The sequence below is a fragment of the Pseudomonas sp. H3_C08 genome (genome assembly GCF_054669455.1).
The window spans coordinates 381796-396721 of the sequence record NZ_CP162803.1 but is presented as its reverse complement, the minus strand read 5'-3'; the positions used below and the strand labels follow the sequence as shown (position 1 = coordinate 396721).

Here is a 14926-nt window from a genome sequence, read left to right as displayed (position 1 = left end):
GGAAATGCATTAATGCATTTATTTATTTGCATCAACGCATATCCACATCTACGGTTACATCGAGCAACGAGATCGGAACCCGCCATATGACATGGCAACCCGTGAACACCGATCGCTCGGCAACACCGCAACACCCACACAAGCTGGACGCTTGTTTTCACTCATGGAGGATTGAAAAATGTTAACAACAGCAGCAACACAATTCACCGGCGAATCACTGCCAAGGTGCCTGGCCGGTCACCTGCTCGACCCGCAACTCGCCGAAGTCGAAGCCGCTGAACAGCTCAGCGCCCGCGCCGCTGGCAGCCTCAACTTCAATATGCAGAAACAGACCCAGACCAACTGGTGCTGGGCCGCCGTGTCCGCTTCGGTCGGCAACTATTACGGCACCGGCAACTGGACGCAGTGCGGCGTGGCCAGCACCCAACTGGACCGCAATTGCTGCAATCAGCCGGGGCCGTGCAACGTCTACGGCTATCTGGATTCGGCGCTGCAAACCACCCGTAGCTACAACGGCATGAATCAGGGCTCGCTGCAGATGTCGGCCATTCAGAACCAGATCAGCATGGGCCGCCCGGTCGGCTTGCGCTGCGCCTGGTACGGCGGCGGTGCGCACTTTCTGACGATCTACGGCACCAATGGCGATTACGTGTTGGTCGCGGACTCGATCTACGGCTATTCGACCCGCGCGCTGAACGCGTTCCCCCGCGCCTACAACGGCGGCGGCAATTGGACTCACACTTACTTCACCGTGAAAAACTAGGAGGGCGAGATCATGCAACTGACTTATCCAAAGGCGCCTTCCAACGGCGTACAGACCTTGCGCCCGGCGCTGCAAGCGGCGCTGCAAACCCAAGGCTTTGGCGCCAATCGCCAGTTCGCCAACGCAGCACCTGCGAAGATCAGCCTCAGTGAGGCCTATCGCGGCTACTCACTGAATCTGGAGGACCTGAGCCACGGCAAAGGTCTGAAAGACGCACGAATCGGCGACTGGCATTACCTGGTGTTTGCCGATGGCGTGACGATTGCCGATGCGCAACTGGCCGAGGTGCGCGGGCATGTCGAGTTCGCCTCGCTGAATCACGGCGATCACGCCGCCGCGACGGTGGCTGCGCTGAAACTGGCAGAACAAGCACCGCAGCTTCAGGGCAAGACCGTTGAGCTGCGCGTGCTGTTTGTCTCGGCACTGCACGTTGTCGCAATCTGGCTGCACGCCGACGGTGAGGACGTGCTGATCCCGATCGAGCCGACGCCGAAGGAGCTGGCGGTCACGCGGTTGTACAGCGAGGCAGCCTTGCTCGCAGCATTGAAGCCGGCGGCCGATCAAGCCAAACGGCGCTTTGATGCCGACACCAGTGGTCAGCTCGGCAACTGATGGACGAAAAAAAACCCGGACACTGTCCGGGTTTTTTATGCTCGCTAGAAACGCCTTACTCAGCCGCAGGCTCTGCTGGCTTGCGACGCTTGAGCGGTGCCATGCCGTCGCTGCTCACCAACGAGTCAGGCTTCGGACGATTGACGCTCTTGCGCTTGGTCGGCGTCTTGGCGGCAGTTTTCTTCTTGTCACCCTTGGCGTCGGTCTTTTTCTTCTTCACACCAACGGCTTTGCCCGAGGCCTTGACCTTTTTCGGTCCGCCGTAGGTGCCTTTGACTTCCTTGATGGTGCGGCGTTCGAAGCTCTGCTTCAGGTAGCGCTCGATGCTCGACATCAGGTTCCAGTCGCCGTGGCAGATCAGCGAGATCGCCAGACCGTCGTTGCCGGCACGACCGGTACGGCCGATGCGGTGCACGTATTCGTCGCCGCTGCGTGGCATGTCGAAGTTGATCACCAGATCCAGGCCATCAACGTCCAGACCACGGGCCGCGACGTCGGTGGCGACCAGAATCTTCACGCCGCCCTGCTTCAGACGGTCGATCGCCAGTTTGCGATCCTTCTGGTCTTTCTCGCCGTGCAACACGAACGCTTTGTATTCCTGAGCCACGAGGCGGCCGTAGATGCGGTCGGCCATGGCGCGGGTGTTGGTGAAGACGATGGCCTTCTGGTAGGTCTCGTTGGCCAGCAGCCAGTTCACAATCTGCTCTTTGTGCTGATTGTGGTCGGCGGTGATGATCTGCTGACGGGTGGTCGAGTTCAGCTGGCTGACCGCGTTGAGCTGCAAGTGCTCAGGGTTGTTCAGTACCTTGCCGATCATCTCGCGCAGGCCGGAACCACCGGTGGTGGCGGAGAACAGCATGGTCTGCTGACGGTTCGGGCATTCGTCAACCAGACGCTGTACGTCTTCGGCGAAGCCCATGTCGAGCATGCGGTCAGCTTCGTCGAGCACCAGCACTTCGACTTCTTTGAGGTCGAGGTTGCCGGCGTTGAGTTGCTCGATCATCCGGCCCGGGGTACCGATGAGGATGTCCGGCACTTTGCGCAGCATCGCGGCCTGGACCTTGAAGTCTTCACCGCCGGTGATCAGGCCGGACTTGATGAAAGTGAACTGCGAAAAGCGCTCAACTTCCTTCAGCGTCTGCTGGGCCAGCTCGCGGGTCGGCAGCAGGATCAGCGTCTTGATGCTGACGCGGACCTTGGCCGGGCCGATCAGGCGATTGAGAATCGGCAGTACGAAAGCGGCGGTTTTGCCGCTACCGGTTTGCGCCGTCACCCGCAGATCACGCCCTTGGAGCGCCAGCGGGATGGCCGCGGCTTGCACAGGCGTTGGCTCGACAAATTTCAGCTCGGCCACAGCTTTAAGCAGGCGTTCGTGCAGGGCGAATTGGGAAAACACGGGTGCTACCTCGAAGATATGCAAAAAAACAGCTGCATAGGTTACCGGTTTCGAGCGCTCAGGCCGAGTTTCTTTATACAAACGGACGTAATCAGTGGCTTTTTTGTTGCTCGATTTGTCTTCAACGGTAATACACGGCGTCTTAAATGCTCTAATCGCCCATCGCGTCTTACAGAAGAATCGTTGCTCATATGGATTTCAAACAGCTCTGGCACAACGCCCAAGACCTCTGGGGCACCCTCGAACAGCATCCGTTCTTGCAGGCTGGCCTCGCACTGACCGTGCTATTGGTCATCGCACTGGTGCTCGGACGAGTGGCGCGTTACCTGATCCTGCACGCCAGCCGCATGCTCGGACGCCAGCCGGCGTTGCACTGGATCAATGACTTTCGCCATAACAAGGTGTTTCAGCGTGTGGCGCAGATGACGCCATCGCTGGTCATCCAGTTCGGCCTGCATCTGGTGCCGGAACTGAACAAAACCGCGATGACCTTTCTCGGCAACGTCGCGTTGTCGTTCACCATTCTGTTCCTGCTGCTCTCGGTCAGCGCTCTGCTCAATGCCCTGCTCGACATCTATGCGCGTACCGAACATGCGCGTACGCGCTCGATCAAAGGCTACGTGCAGCTGGCAAAAATGGTTTTGTACGTGTTCGGCGCGATCATCATCGTCGCCACATTGATCGACCGTTCGCCGCTGTTGCTGCTCTCCGGTCTGGGTGCAATGTCAGCGGTGATTCTGTTGGTCTACAAGGACACCCTGCTGTCATTTGTCGCCAGTGTGCAGTTGACCAGCAACGACATGTTGCGCGTGGGTGACTGGATCGAGATGCCACAAGTCGGCGCCGACGGCGATGTGGTCGACATCACCCTGCACACGGTCAAGGTGCAGAACTTCGACAAGACCATCGTTTCGATCCCGACCTGGCGGCTGATGTCCGAGTCGTTCAAGAACTGGCGCGGCATGCAGCAGTCCGGCGGGCGGCGGATCAAGCGCAGCCTGTTCATCGACGCCAGCGGTGTGCGTTTCATCCGCGATGACGAAGAGGAAAAGCTCTCCCAGGTGCACCTGCTCACCGACTACATGAGCCGCAAGAAAGCCGAACTCAAGGCGTGGAACGAGGCGCAGGGCAATGTCGCGGCGATGTCGGCTAACCGTCGGCGCATGACCAACATCGGCACGTTCCGCGCCTATGCGCTGGCGTATCTGAAGAGTCATCCGGAGATTCAGCCGAACATGACCTGCATGGTCCGGCAGATGCAGACCACGGCGCAGGGCATTCCGCTGGAGATCTACTGCTTCACCCGCACCACGGTGTGGGCCGATTACGAGCGGATTCAGGGGGATATTTTCGATTATCTGCTGGCGGTGTTGCCGGAGTTCGGGCTGAGTCTGTATCAGCAGCCGAGTGGTGGGGATTTGCGTTCCGGGTTGCTGCCGGCGGTACTTGGCGCGGCGAGCATTCCCGAACCACAGAAACACCTCATGTAACCCAAAGATCAAATGTGGGAGCGAGCCTGCTCGCGAATGCAATGTGTCAGTCGACCCATACTTATCTGACCCAGCGCCTTCGCGAGCAGGCTCGCTCCCACAGGGGTTATGCAGCGACCGTTTTTTTTCGGATGCCCAGTCGGCTGATCCATACGGCGGCAAGGATGACGCTGCCACCGAGGAACAATCTTCCAAGTTCCTCATGCTGATTCCAGATCAGCAAATTCAGCAGCAACCCCACCGGCACATGCAGATTGTTCATCACCGCCAACGTGCCGCCGTTGACCATGCACGCGCCCTTGTTCCACCAGTACATGCCCAACGCGGTCGAGACCAGGCCGAGGAACAGCAACACGCCCCACTGCAACGGCGCTTCCGGGAGGAAATTGGCTTTGCCGAACATCAGGAATGCCGGCAACACCACCGCCAACGCGCCGAGGTAGAAGAAGCCGAAACGCCGATAGTGCGGTAGATCGCTCGGGTGTTTCGCCACCAGATGCTTGTACATCACCTGCCCGGCGGCGTAGGTGAAGTTGGCCAGTTGCAGCAGCAGGAAGCCCATGAAGAAGTCCGGGCTGATGCTGTCGAAACGAATCACCGCCGCCCCGCCCACCGCGACCAGCGCGGCAATCAGCGCCCACGGATTGAAGCGCCGGTTCAGGGCGTCTTCGATCAACGTCACGTGCAGCGGCGTGAGGATGGTGAACAGCAACACTTCCGGCACCGTCAGCACGCGGAAGCTCAGGTAGAGGCAGACGTAAGTTACGCCAAACTGCAAGGCGCCGATCATCAGCATGCCGCGCATGAACGAAGGTTCGACCGAGCGCCAGCGGGTCAACGGAATGAACACCAGCCCCGCCAGCACGACGCGCACCAGCACCGCGAAATAACTGTCGACGTGACCGGCCAGGTATTCGCCGATCAGACTGAAGGAAAACGCCTGGATCAGCGTGACAAAAAGTAGATAGCCCATGCTCGCCCCTAATTTGAATGGCGGCGACGATAGCGGTTTTTGCGCCAGACCGCGAACCCTCGAACAACACAAATCCCCTGTAGGAGTGAGCCTGATCGCGATGGCGGTTGTTCAGACACATCAGCATTGACTGACACACCGCTATCGCGAGCAGGCTCACTCCTACAAGGGAAATTGCGTTGTTCATCAAATCGCAGACAAAAAAAAGCCCGATCTCGCTAATGCGTTCAATCGGGCTACAGCACTCAGGAGCAACAAGTGCAAAGGGAGGTTCGATGCGCGTAGAGCCTTGAAGGGGTTGCGCCAGGTCACTTAAACAATCGGCGATTATCTGGGGATTAACCTATCAAGCGACCTGGGACAGCTTGGCATTGGCCTGATTCAGGCCCTTCTCCTGAAAGTCGCCACCGAGGTTCATGCCCTCGGCGTGAATGAACGTCACGTCGTTGATGCCGATGAAGCCCATGACCTGACGCAGGTACGGTTCCTGATGGTCGGCCGGGCCGCCGGCGTAGATGCCGCCGCGAGCGGTGAGCACGTAGGCACGTTTGCCGCTGAGCAGGCCTTGGGGGCCGGTTTCGGTGTACTTGAAGGTCACGCCGGCACGCAGCACGTGGTCGAGCCAGGCCTTGAGGGTGCTCGGGATGGCGAAGTTGTACATCGGCGCGGCCATCACCAGTACGTCGGCGGCGAGCAACTCATCGGTCAATTCGTTGGAACGATCCAGCGACGATTGCTCGTTGGCGTTGCGCTGATCGGCAGGCTTCATCCAGCCACCCAACAGATTGCTGTCCAGGTGTGGCACCGGGTTCACGGCGAGGTCACGCACAGTGATCTGATCGTTGGGATGCGCTGCTTTCCACTGACTGATGAAAGTCTGGGTCAGTTGACGGGAAACCGAGTCTTGCTGGCGGGCGCTGCTTTCGATGATCAGAACGCGGGACATGGTGTGTAGCCTCCATCCGAGAATGTTGTAGGTCGATGGAGTGAAGGTTAAACAGAGTCGAATCGATGAAAAAGCGCAAATAATTGCTGCAAAGCATCGAATAATTCGTTTAGATGCTGACACACACCTTGTAGGAGTGAGCCTGCTCGCGATAGCGGTGTGTCAGTTAACACAGATGTATCTGACACACCGCTATCGCGAGCAGGCTCACTCCTACAAGGGATCGACCGTTATTTCGGGGTGCAGGTCAGTTTGATGCGCAGCTTGATGATCTCGCGGGTGAACTTGGCCGTGGCGTTTTTATGTTTGCCGGCTGCCACTTCGATGTTGCGGGTGCGCGGCGCCTCGGGTCCATTGGTGAAGACGGCCTTGCACACTGCGTCGACATCACCGTAGTTGGCCACCCGAATCGAGCCGATGTCGTTATCGGTATCGAAGGTCTCGTAATCGATCTTCATGCCGTTGAGATCCTTCTGCACATCGATCGGATAAGCAAAAGCGGTCAGCGGCAGCAGCGCCAGCAGCACACAACAGAATTTTTTCATTCGGCAGTCTCCATGAGGGACGGCCAGCTTAGGACAAGAGGAGCTATTGATGAAAGCGCCCCGCGTGACCCTTGATCAATGGCGAACATTGCAGGCCGTGGTCGACCACGGCGGATTCGCCCAGGCCGCCGAGGCCTTGCACCGTTCGCAATCGTCGGTGAGTTACACCGTCGCCCGCATGCAGGACCAGCTCGGCGTGCCGTTGCTGCGCATCGACGGGCGTAAAGCCGTGCTCACCGAAGCCGGCGGTGTGTTGCTGCGCCGCTCGCGGCAACTGGTGAAACAGGCCAGTCAACTGGAAGACCTCGCCCATCACATGGAGCAAGGTTGGGAAGCCGAGGTGCGGCTGGTAGTCGATGCGGCCTACCCGAGCGCACGCATCGTTCGCGCACTGACCGCGTTCATGCCGCAGAGTCGCGGCTGCCGCGTGCGCCTGCGTGAGGAAGTGTTGTCGGGTGTTGAAGAAGTGCTGCTCGAAGGCGTGGCCGATTTGGCCATCACCGGCCTGAGCATTCCCGGTTACCTCGGCGCGGAATTGAGTGACGTCGAGTTTGTCGCCGTCGCCCACCCCGATCACCCGCTGCACCGGCTCAACCGTGAACTGAGCTTTCAGGATCTGGAAACCCAGATGCAAGTGGTGATCCGCGACTCCGGCCGCCAGCAACCACGGGATGTCGGCTGGCTCGGCGCCGAACAGCGCTGGACCGTTGGCAGCCTCGCCACAGCGGCGACGTTCGTCAGCAGCGGCCTCGGTTTTGCCTGGCTGCCTCGCCACATGATTGAACGAGAGCTGAAGGATGGCTCGCTCAAGCTGCTACCGTTGGACAGGGGCGGCAACCGCAACTCCAGCTTCTATCTGTATTCGAACAAGGACAAACCCTTGGGCCCGGCCACGCAAATCCTCATCGAACTGCTGCGCACCTTCGACACTTTGCCGCTGGACGCCCCGTTCGCCGCCCCTGAACAAGCCTGACACGGAGTTCACCGATGGCGTATTTCGAGCACGAAGGTTGCAACCTGCACTACGAGGAATATGGCCACGGTACGCCGTTGCTGCTGGTTCACGGGCTCGGTTCGAGCACGCTGGATTGGGAAATGCAGATCCCGGCGCTGGCCGCGCACTATCGGGTGATCGTCCCGGATGTTCGGGGCCACGGGCGTTCGGACAAACCGCGCGAGCGCTACAGCATCGCCGGTTTCAGCAACGACCTGCTGGCGTTGATCGAGCACTTGAACCTCGGCCCGGTGCATTACGTCGGGCTGTCGATGGGCGGCATGATCGGCTTCCAGTTCGGCGTCGATCATCCGCAAATGCTCAAGAGCCTGACCATCGTCAACAGTGCGCCCGAGGTCAAAATCCGCAGCCGCGACGACTACTGGCAGTGGTTCAAACGCTGGAGCCTGATGCGCGTACTCAGCCTCGCGACCATCGGCAAAGCCCTCGGCGGTAAACTTTTTCCGAAACCGGAACAGGCGGATCTGCGACAGAAAATGGTCGAACGCTGGGCAAAAAACGACAAACGTGCTTATCTCGCCAGCTTCGATGCGATTGTTGGCTGGGGCGTTCAGGAACGACTTTCCCGAGTGTCCTGTCCAACGCTCGTCATCAGCGCCGACCGTGACTACACACCGGTGGCACTGAAAGAAACCTATGTAAAACTGCTGCCGAATGCGCGGCTGGTGGTGATCGCCGATTCGCGCCACGCCACCCCGCTCGATCAACCCGAACGTTTCAATCAAACGCTGCTGGAGTTCCTTGCCGCAGCCGATATTCAATCTCAGGATCACTGACCCATGTTGAAAAAACTCGCCCTCGCCGCTGGTACTGTGCTGTTTGCCGCCAACCTGATGGCTGCCACGCCAACCAAGGCACCGCATGTGCTGCTGGACACCACCAACGGCCAGATCGAAATCGAACTGGATCCGGTCAAGGCACCGATCAGCACCAAGAACTTTCTCGATTACGTCAACAGCGGCTTCTACAACAACACGATTTTCCACCGCGTGATCCCGGGCTTTATGGTCCAGGGCGGTGGTTTCACTCAACAGATGCAGCAGAAAGAAACCAAGGCTCCAATCAAGAACGAACACAAAAACGGTCTGGCTAACGTTCGTGGCACCTTGTCCATGGCTCGCACTTCCGTACCTGATTCGGCGACCAGCCAGTTCTTCATCAACGTCAAGGACAACGACTTCCTCGACCAGGGCGATGGCTACGCAGTATTCGGCAAAGTGGTCAAAGGTATGGACGTCGTCGACATCATCGTCAACTCGCCGACCACCACCAAACAAGGCATGCAAAATGTGCCTTCCGACCCTGTCTTCATCAAGTCGGCCAAAGTCATCGACTAAGCTGTACTGGGCGTATCGAGCGGCGCTGGCCTGATCCCGCGCGCCGCTCACACCGATAAAAGGAGAGCCCGTTCCCCGGGCGGTTATCTGATGCTCTATCGCCGTTTCGAACAACTGATCGACGTGTTCCGCGACGCCCCCACGGCATCCCCGCCGGATCGCGTGCTGCCCTTCTACACCTATTACCTGAAGCAGGTCTGGCCGAGTTTTGCCGCCCTGCTCACCGTCGGACTGTTCGGCGCCTTGATCGAAGTGGCGTTGTTCAGCTACCTCAGTCGCATCATTGACCTCGCCCAAGGTGCACCGAATCCGAATTTCTTTCAGGAGCATGGCCTGGAATTGGCCTGGATGGCCGTGGTCGCGCTGATCTTGCGCCCGGTCTTTGTCGGCCTGCACGACCTGCTGGTGCACCAGACCCTGAGCCCGAGCATGACCAGCATGATCCGCTGGCAGAACCACAGCTACGTGCTCAAGCAGAGCCTTAACTTTTTCCAGAATGACTTCGCTGGTCGTATCGCCCAACGCATCATGCAGACGGGCAACTCGCTACGTGACTCTGCGGTGCAAGCAGTGGATGCGTTGTGGCATGTGCTGATCTACGCGATCAGCTCGCTGGTGCTGTTCGCCGAGGCGGACTGGCGCCTGATGATTCCGTTGCTGACGTGGATCGCCGCTTACATTGGCGCGCTCTGTTACTTCGTGCCGCGGGTCAAGGAGCGCTCGGTGGTGTCCTCCGATGCACGCTCCAAACTGATGGGGCGGATCGTCGATGGTTACACCAATATCGCCACCCTGAAGCTGTTCGCCCATACCAATTACGAGCAGCAATACGCCCGCGAAGCAATCGAAGAACAAACCGAAAAAGCCCAACTGGCGGGCCGCGTTGTGACCAGCATGGACATCGCCATTACCACCATGAACGGCCTGTTGATCGTCGGCACCACAGGCCTGGCCTTGTGGCTGTGGACGCAATCGCTGATCACTGTCGGTGCGATTGCCCTGGCCACCGGTCTGGTGATTCGCATCGTCAACATGTCCGGCTGGATCATGTGGGTGGTCACCGGCATTTTCGAAAACATCGGCATGGTCCAGGACGGCTTACAGACCATTTCGCAACCGGTCAGCGTCACCGATCACGAGCAGGCCAAACCGCTGGAAGTGGCCCGTGGCGAAGTGCGTTTCGAGCACGTGGATTTTCACTACGGCAAGAAGCGCGGGATCATCGGCGATCTCAATCTGAACATCAAACCGGGTGAGAAAATCGGTTTGATCGGGCCGTCCGGCGCCGGCAAATCGACGCTGGTCAATCTATTGCTGCGCCTGTACGACGTCGAGGGTGGGCGGATTCTGATTGATGGCCAGAACATCGCAGAAGTCGGTCAGGAAAGCCTGCGTGCACGGATCGGCATGATCACCCAGGACACCTCGCTGCTGCACCGTTCGATCCGCGACAACTTGCTGTACGGCAAACCGGATGCGACCGATGCCGAGTTATGGGACGCGGTGCACAAGGCGCGCGCCGATGAGTTTATTCCGCTGCTGTCGGACGCCGAAGGGCGCACAGGCTTCGATGCGCATGTGGGTGAACGCGGGGTGAAACTGTCCGGTGGTCAGCGTCAGCGCATTGCGATTGCGCGAGTGCTGCTCAAGGACGCGCCGATCCTGATCATGGACGAAGCGACCTCGGCACTGGATTCGGAAGTCGAGGCGGCGATCCAGGAAAGCCTGGAAACCCTGATGCAGGGCAAAACTGTCATCGCGATTGCGCACCGACTCTCGACCATTGCCCGTATGGATCGGCTGGTGGTGCTGGAGAACGGCAAGATTGCCGAGAGCGGCACCCATGCCGAGCTGTTGGCCCATCGCGGTCTGTATGCACGACTTTGGGCGCACCAGACCGGAGGGTTTGTCGGCATAGATTGATGCACTGGACTTCCCTGTGGGAGCGAGCTTGCTCGCGAAAGCGTCGTATCAGTCGCCACTTGCGTTGCTGATCCACCGCTTTCGCGAGCAAGCTCGCTCCCACAATGGACATGCAACAGCTCACAAGGCCGCCACAGCCCGCAAACCAAGGGCGCTGGCGGTTTTTTTGTGGCTGCTGGAAATCCGCAGAAAGCCTGCTGTACTCAGCCAAGGTTTCGGCACGAAACCTGTCGTAAATCTGCAGGGATGCACAACTCGATGCAGTCTCGATAGCAGGGCTATCAAGGACGCCTCTCATGTCTCTGTTCAAACGTTCAGTCACTGAGTTGTTGGGTACGTTCTGGTTAGTATTGGGTGGTTGCGGCAGCGCGGTGATCGCCGCGTCTTCACCGTTGGGAATCGGGGTGCTGGGGGTGGCCCTGGCGTTTGGTCTGACGGTGCTGACCATGGCATTCGCCATCGGTCACATCAGCGGATGTCACCTAAACCCGGCCGTGTCGGTCGGTCTGTTCGTCGGCGGTCGGTTTCCGGCCAAAGAGTTGCCCGCCTACATTATCGCGCAGGTGCTTGGCGCGATTCTCGCGGCGGCGCTGATCGCGCATATCGCCAGCGGCAAGGAGGGTTTCGATATCGCTGCAGGCCTCGCTTCCAATGGTTATGGTGAGCATTCGCCGGGGAAGTATTCCATGGCGGCAGGGTTTGTGACCGAGCTGGTGATGACGGCGATGTTCGTGATCATCATTCTGGGCGCGACCGATAGACGCGCACCACCGGGGCTGGCACCGATCGCCATCGGCCTGGGCCTGACGCTGATTCACCTGATCTCGATTCCCGTCACCAACACCTCGGTGAACCCGGCCCGTAGCACGGGACCGGCACTGATGGTCGGCGGCTGGGCAATTGCGCAGTTATGGATGTTCTGGGTCGCACCGTTGATTGGCGCGGTGGTCGGTGGCGGGATCTATCGCTGGTTGGGCAAAGAAGAGTAGCCAAGGCATACACAAAACAAATGTGGGAGCGAGCTTGCTCGCGAAGGCGGTGTGTCAGCTGATATCCATGTCACTGCAACACCGCTTTCGCGAGCAAGCTCGCTCCCACAAGGGATCTAGGTTTGGCGATAAGGCAACGCGGTTTTCGCTTCTTCGGCATAAGCGAGGACGCCGGCGCGTTCCTGTTTCAGGAAATCCTTAACCGCCGCTTTCAACCCCGGATGACGCAAGTAATGCCATGAATGGGTGATCACCGGCTCGAAGCCACGAATCAACTTGTGCTCGCCCTGAGCGCCAGCATCGAAACGCTGATAACCCTGCGCGATCGCGTAATCCATGCCCTGGTAAAAACACGTCTCAAAGTGCAGCCGATCAAACTCCGCCAGACAGCCCCAATAGCGCCCGTAGAAACTGTCGCCACCGACCAGACTGAAGGCCATCGCCACCGGCCGTGAGCCTTGTTTGGCCAGTACCACGCGGATCGCCTCGGGCATACGCTCGGCCAGCAGACTGAAAAACTCCCGCGTCAGATACGGCGTCTGGCGCCGCACCGCATAGGTGTTGGCGTAACAAGCGTAGACAAAATCCCACTGCGCCTCGTCCAGCTCGCGCCCCTCCAGCCATTCAAACGCAAAGCCCTGCCCCGCCACTTGCTCGCGTTCCTTGCGCATCTGTTTGCGCTTGCGCGAACTGAGTACGTCGAGGAAATCCTGAAAGTCGCGATACCCGCGATTCTGCCAGTGATATTGACAGCCAATACGTTGCAGCCAGCCTGGTTGCTCGGCCATTGCAGCGTCGGTGAAAGGATCCGTGAAGTTGATGTGCGCGCTGGAAAGCCCTTCGATTTCCAGGTAACCGGGCAGGCTCTTGAGCAGCTCGAAACCGTCTTCGACATTGGCCGCCAACAAGCGCGGGCCGCTGACCGGGCTGAACGGCACGGCGCTCAACAGCTTGGGGTAGTAATCGATGCCGGCGCGGGCGCAGGCGTCGGCCCAGCCATGATCGAACACGTACTCGCCGTAGGAATGCCACTTGCGATAACTGGGCAGTGCGGCGATCAGTCGATCATCTTCAATATGCAGCAAATGCTCAGGTTGCCAGCCGGTGTGAGGGCCAACGCTGCCACTGTCTTCCAGTGCACTGAGAAAAGCGTGGCGCAGAAATGGCTGGCTTTCAGGCACCAGCGCATCCCAGGTTGCCGGAGCGATTTGCGACAGGTTTTGCAGGCATTGCAACGGCATCGACAGCTCTCCACAACAAGACTTCAGCGCCCGGCGAGTATCGCCGATTGCGTGGCATTGCACACCCGCAATCGGCCGACAGCGCTCTAGATCAATAGTTCAGGACAAATCGATATCGTCATCAACCTGCCATCACTGTGCCACTGCTCTGTCATAAACCATCGCGATACTGGCGCCTGTTTTTAGAGCGCCGGGTTCTACCCGGACACTGTTTTCCGACGCTCGAATCGTCGGTTGTGCCCCGGATGGTTGTGCCATCCCCTCTCATCTTCGGAGATTGCTATGCGTCTTGCTTCCACGAAAACTGCGGCGGCCCTGTGCGGTGGCTTGTTGCTGGCCATGAGTGTTCCGGCCAGTGCTGCAGTCGACGCCAAACTGCTCGACATGCTCAAGGCTAACGGTTCCATTTCCCAGGCGCAGTACATCGAACTGCAAACTGAACTGGCCAAGGATCAGAAGGCTCAGCAAATCGCGCAGCAGGCGCAGCAAGAGACCAACGAACAAGTCGCCGCTGTTGCGAAGAAAACCAACGAACAAAGCGTCTTCGACCAGAAACTCGCCTGGGCAGCCAAGACCCAATTCAAGGGCGATGTGCGTATCCGTCAGGAGACCATCAAGATCGACGGCGAACCGAACAACGGTGGCCGCGACAAGGACCGTCAGCGCATCCGCGCCCGTCTGGGTGCCTACACCGAAATCAACCCGCAAGTCGACACCGGTATCCGTATCGCCACCGGCGGCGGCGATGATGCCCGTTCGACCAACCAGGACCAGGACAACTACTTCGACAAGAAGCAGATCTGGCTGGATCTGGGCTACATCGACTACCACCCTGACCAGATCAAGAACCTGCACATTATCGGCGGCAAGATGCTCCAGCCGTGGGTCAGCATGGGCGACGTGATCTGGGATAGCGACATCAACCCGGAAGGTCTGGCCGTTACCTACAAATACCCGTTGGGCAGCAGCGCCGAACTGTTCGGCAGCCTGGGTAACTACAACCTCAAGGACAACGTCGATGGCGATGGCGTGCAATTCCGTCACGACCTGCGTCTGACCGCCGGCCAGTTGGGTAGCCGCTTCAACATCACCGACAACTTGAAAGTGACTCTGGGCGGTAGTGTCTATGCCTACCAGAACGACGAAGACAGCCGCTGCACCGGCACTTCCACACCGTGCGCACTGGCGGTCAACGGCAACTCGGCCAACAACGAATTCCGTCTGTATGAAGGCTTCAGCCAGGTCGACATCGGCGGTCTGCCAATGCCACTGTCGTTCTACGGTCAGTACGTGAAGAACAACGATGCCGTGACCGATCAGGACACCGCGTGGCTGTTGGGTGCCAAGTCGAAAGTCTTCGGCCTGAACCTCGATTACAACTATCGTGACGTGCAGCGCAACGCCGTAGTCGGCGCTTTCACCGACTCCGACTTCGCCAACGGCACCACCGGTTCCCGTGGCCACAAGTTCAAGGTCGGTTACGACATCGACAAGAACTTCGCCATTGGCGCTACCTACTTCCTGACCAAGGCCGATTTCGCCAGCCGTACCCAGCGTGACGCTGACGCCAACACCTTGCAGCTGGACGCGGAAGCCAAGTTCTAAGAAAACAGCTACAAGCTTCGAGCGACAAGCCGCAAGTCACGGCTCCCCTTGCGATTTGCCGATCGAAGCTGATTTTCCTGCAGCCCGGTGC

At 58.9% G+C, this 14926-nt stretch carries 14 protein-coding genes; 9 read left to right on the top strand and 5 right to left on the bottom strand.

The window, feature by feature from the left end; all coding sequences use genetic code 11:
* The first annotated feature begins 178 nt into the window (after nt 1–178).
* Nucleotides 179–763, top strand: coding sequence for a papain-like cysteine protease family protein (locus AB4N74_RS01920; protein WP_414925670.1), 585 nt, complete (start codon nt 179–181; stop codon nt 761–763).
* Nucleotides 764–775: 12 nt separating this feature from the next.
* Nucleotides 776–1375 (top strand): hypothetical protein, encoded by a 600-nt coding sequence (locus AB4N74_RS01915; RefSeq protein WP_093438082.1) that lies wholly within the window; start codon nt 776–778, stop codon nt 1373–1375.
* 55 nt (nt 1376–1430) lie between these two features.
* Here AB4N74_RS01915 and AB4N74_RS01910 read toward each other — a convergent pair whose 3' ends face one another.
* On the bottom strand, nt 1431–2771 hold the full coding sequence (locus AB4N74_RS01910; protein WP_038358505.1) for a DEAD/DEAH box helicase: 1341 nt from the start codon (nt 2769–2771) through the stop codon (nt 1431–1433).
* A gap of 191 nt (nt 2772–2962) precedes the next feature.
* Between AB4N74_RS01910 and AB4N74_RS01905 the strand changes: the two genes are divergently transcribed.
* A complete protein-coding gene (locus tag AB4N74_RS01905; protein WP_093438086.1) occupies nt 2963–4261 on the top strand; it encodes a mechanosensitive ion channel family protein in 1299 nt (432 codons plus the stop codon).
* Nucleotides 4262–4367: 106 nt separating this feature from the next.
* Here the strand turns inward: AB4N74_RS01905 and AB4N74_RS01900 are convergent, their stop codons facing one another.
* From AB4N74_RS01900 to AB4N74_RS01890, 3 genes are all read right to left on the bottom strand, one after another.
* On the bottom strand, nt 4368–5234 hold the full coding sequence (locus tag AB4N74_RS01900) for a carboxylate/amino acid/amine transporter (protein WP_116254449.1): 867 nt from the start codon (nt 5232–5234) through the stop codon (nt 4368–4370).
* Between the two features lie 346 nt (nt 5235–5580).
* Nucleotides 5581–6180, bottom strand: coding sequence for an FMN-dependent NADH-azoreductase (locus AB4N74_RS01895; RefSeq protein ID WP_099758291.1), 600 nt, complete (start codon nt 6178–6180; stop codon nt 5581–5583).
* Between the two features lie 230 nt (nt 6181–6410).
* The gene (locus AB4N74_RS01890; RefSeq protein ID WP_016985956.1) at nt 6411–6725 is read right to left on the bottom strand and encodes a hypothetical protein; all 315 of its coding nucleotides are present in this window, start codon (nt 6723–6725) and stop codon (nt 6411–6413) included.
* Nucleotides 6726–6774: 49 nt separating this feature from the next.
* Between AB4N74_RS01890 and AB4N74_RS01885 the strand changes: the two genes are divergently transcribed.
* The 5 genes from AB4N74_RS01885 to aqpZ all read left to right on the top strand — a co-directional run bounded on the left by AB4N74_RS01885 (nt 6775) and on the right by aqpZ (nt 11989).
* Nucleotides 6775–7698, top strand: coding sequence for a LysR family transcriptional regulator (locus AB4N74_RS01885; RefSeq protein WP_007914443.1), 924 nt, complete (start codon nt 6775–6777; stop codon nt 7696–7698).
* A gap of 14 nt (nt 7699–7712) precedes the next feature.
* The gene (locus AB4N74_RS01880) at nt 7713–8516 is read left to right on the top strand and encodes an alpha/beta fold hydrolase (protein ID WP_099758290.1); all 804 of its coding nucleotides are present in this window, start codon (nt 7713–7715) and stop codon (nt 8514–8516) included.
* A gap of 3 nt (nt 8517–8519) precedes the next feature.
* Entirely contained in the window at nt 8520–9077 is a 558-nt protein-coding gene (locus AB4N74_RS01875) for a peptidylprolyl isomerase (RefSeq protein ID WP_093438104.1), read from the top strand.
* A gap of 90 nt (nt 9078–9167) precedes the next feature.
* Entirely contained in the window at nt 9168–11000 is a 1833-nt protein-coding gene (locus tag AB4N74_RS01870) for an ABC transporter ATP-binding protein (protein WP_093438109.1), read from the top strand.
* Between the two features lie 296 nt (nt 11001–11296).
* Entirely contained in the window at nt 11297–11989 is a 693-nt protein-coding gene (gene aqpZ, locus AB4N74_RS01865; RefSeq protein WP_093438113.1) for an aquaporin Z, read from the top strand.
* A gap of 116 nt (nt 11990–12105) precedes the next feature.
* Here the strand turns inward: aqpZ and AB4N74_RS01860 are convergent, their stop codons facing one another.
* Nucleotides 12106–13230: a GNAT family N-acetyltransferase gene (locus AB4N74_RS01860; protein ID WP_257357477.1), complete on the bottom strand. Its 1125-nt coding sequence runs from the start codon at nt 13228–13230 to the stop codon at nt 12106–12108.
* Between the two features lie 282 nt (nt 13231–13512).
* Between AB4N74_RS01860 and AB4N74_RS01855 the strand changes: the two genes are divergently transcribed.
* On the top strand, nt 13513–14835 hold the full coding sequence (locus AB4N74_RS01855; RefSeq protein WP_007914428.1) for a putative porin: 1323 nt from the start codon (nt 13513–13515) through the stop codon (nt 14833–14835).
* The last annotated feature ends 91 nt before the right edge of the window (nt 14836–14926 follow it).

What these genes read in the sequence shown, in the direction of transcription:
- AB4N74_RS01920 (WP_414925670.1), top strand. Translation starts at nt 179, where the DNA reads ATGTTAACAACAGCAGCAACACAATTCACCGGCGAATCACTGCCAAGG.
- AB4N74_RS01915 (WP_093438082.1), top strand. Translation starts at nt 776, where the DNA reads ATGCAACTGACTTATCCAAAGGCGCCTTCCAACGGCGTACAGACCTTG.
- AB4N74_RS01905 (WP_093438086.1), top strand. Translation starts at nt 2,963, where the DNA reads ATGGATTTCAAACAGCTCTGGCACAACGCCCAAGACCTCTGGGGCACC.
- AB4N74_RS01900 (WP_116254449.1), bottom strand. Translation starts at nt 5,234, where the DNA reads ATGGGCTATCTACTTTTTGTCACGCTGATCCAGGCGTTTTCCTTCAGT.
- AB4N74_RS01895 (WP_099758291.1), bottom strand. Translation starts at nt 6,180, where the DNA reads ATGTCCCGCGTTCTGATCATCGAAAGCAGCGCCCGCCAGCAAGACTCG.
- AB4N74_RS01890 (WP_016985956.1), bottom strand. Translation starts at nt 6,725, where the DNA reads ATGAAAAAATTCTGTTGTGTGCTGCTGGCGCTGCTGCCGCTGACCGCT.
- AB4N74_RS01885 (WP_007914443.1), top strand. Translation starts at nt 6,775, where the DNA reads ATGAAAGCGCCCCGCGTGACCCTTGATCAATGGCGAACATTGCAGGCC.
- AB4N74_RS01880 (WP_099758290.1), top strand. Translation starts at nt 7,713, where the DNA reads ATGGCGTATTTCGAGCACGAAGGTTGCAACCTGCACTACGAGGAATAT.
- AB4N74_RS01875 (WP_093438104.1), top strand. Translation starts at nt 8,520, where the DNA reads ATGTTGAAAAAACTCGCCCTCGCCGCTGGTACTGTGCTGTTTGCCGCC.
- AB4N74_RS01870 (WP_093438109.1), top strand. Translation starts at nt 9,168, where the DNA reads ATGCTCTATCGCCGTTTCGAACAACTGATCGACGTGTTCCGCGACGCC.
- aqpZ (WP_093438113.1), top strand. Translation starts at nt 11,297, where the DNA reads ATGTCTCTGTTCAAACGTTCAGTCACTGAGTTGTTGGGTACGTTCTGG.
- AB4N74_RS01860 (WP_257357477.1), bottom strand. Translation starts at nt 13,230, where the DNA reads ATGCCGTTGCAATGCCTGCAAAACCTGTCGCAAATCGCTCCGGCAACC.
- AB4N74_RS01855 (WP_007914428.1), top strand. Translation starts at nt 13,513, where the DNA reads ATGCGTCTTGCTTCCACGAAAACTGCGGCGGCCCTGTGCGGTGGCTTG.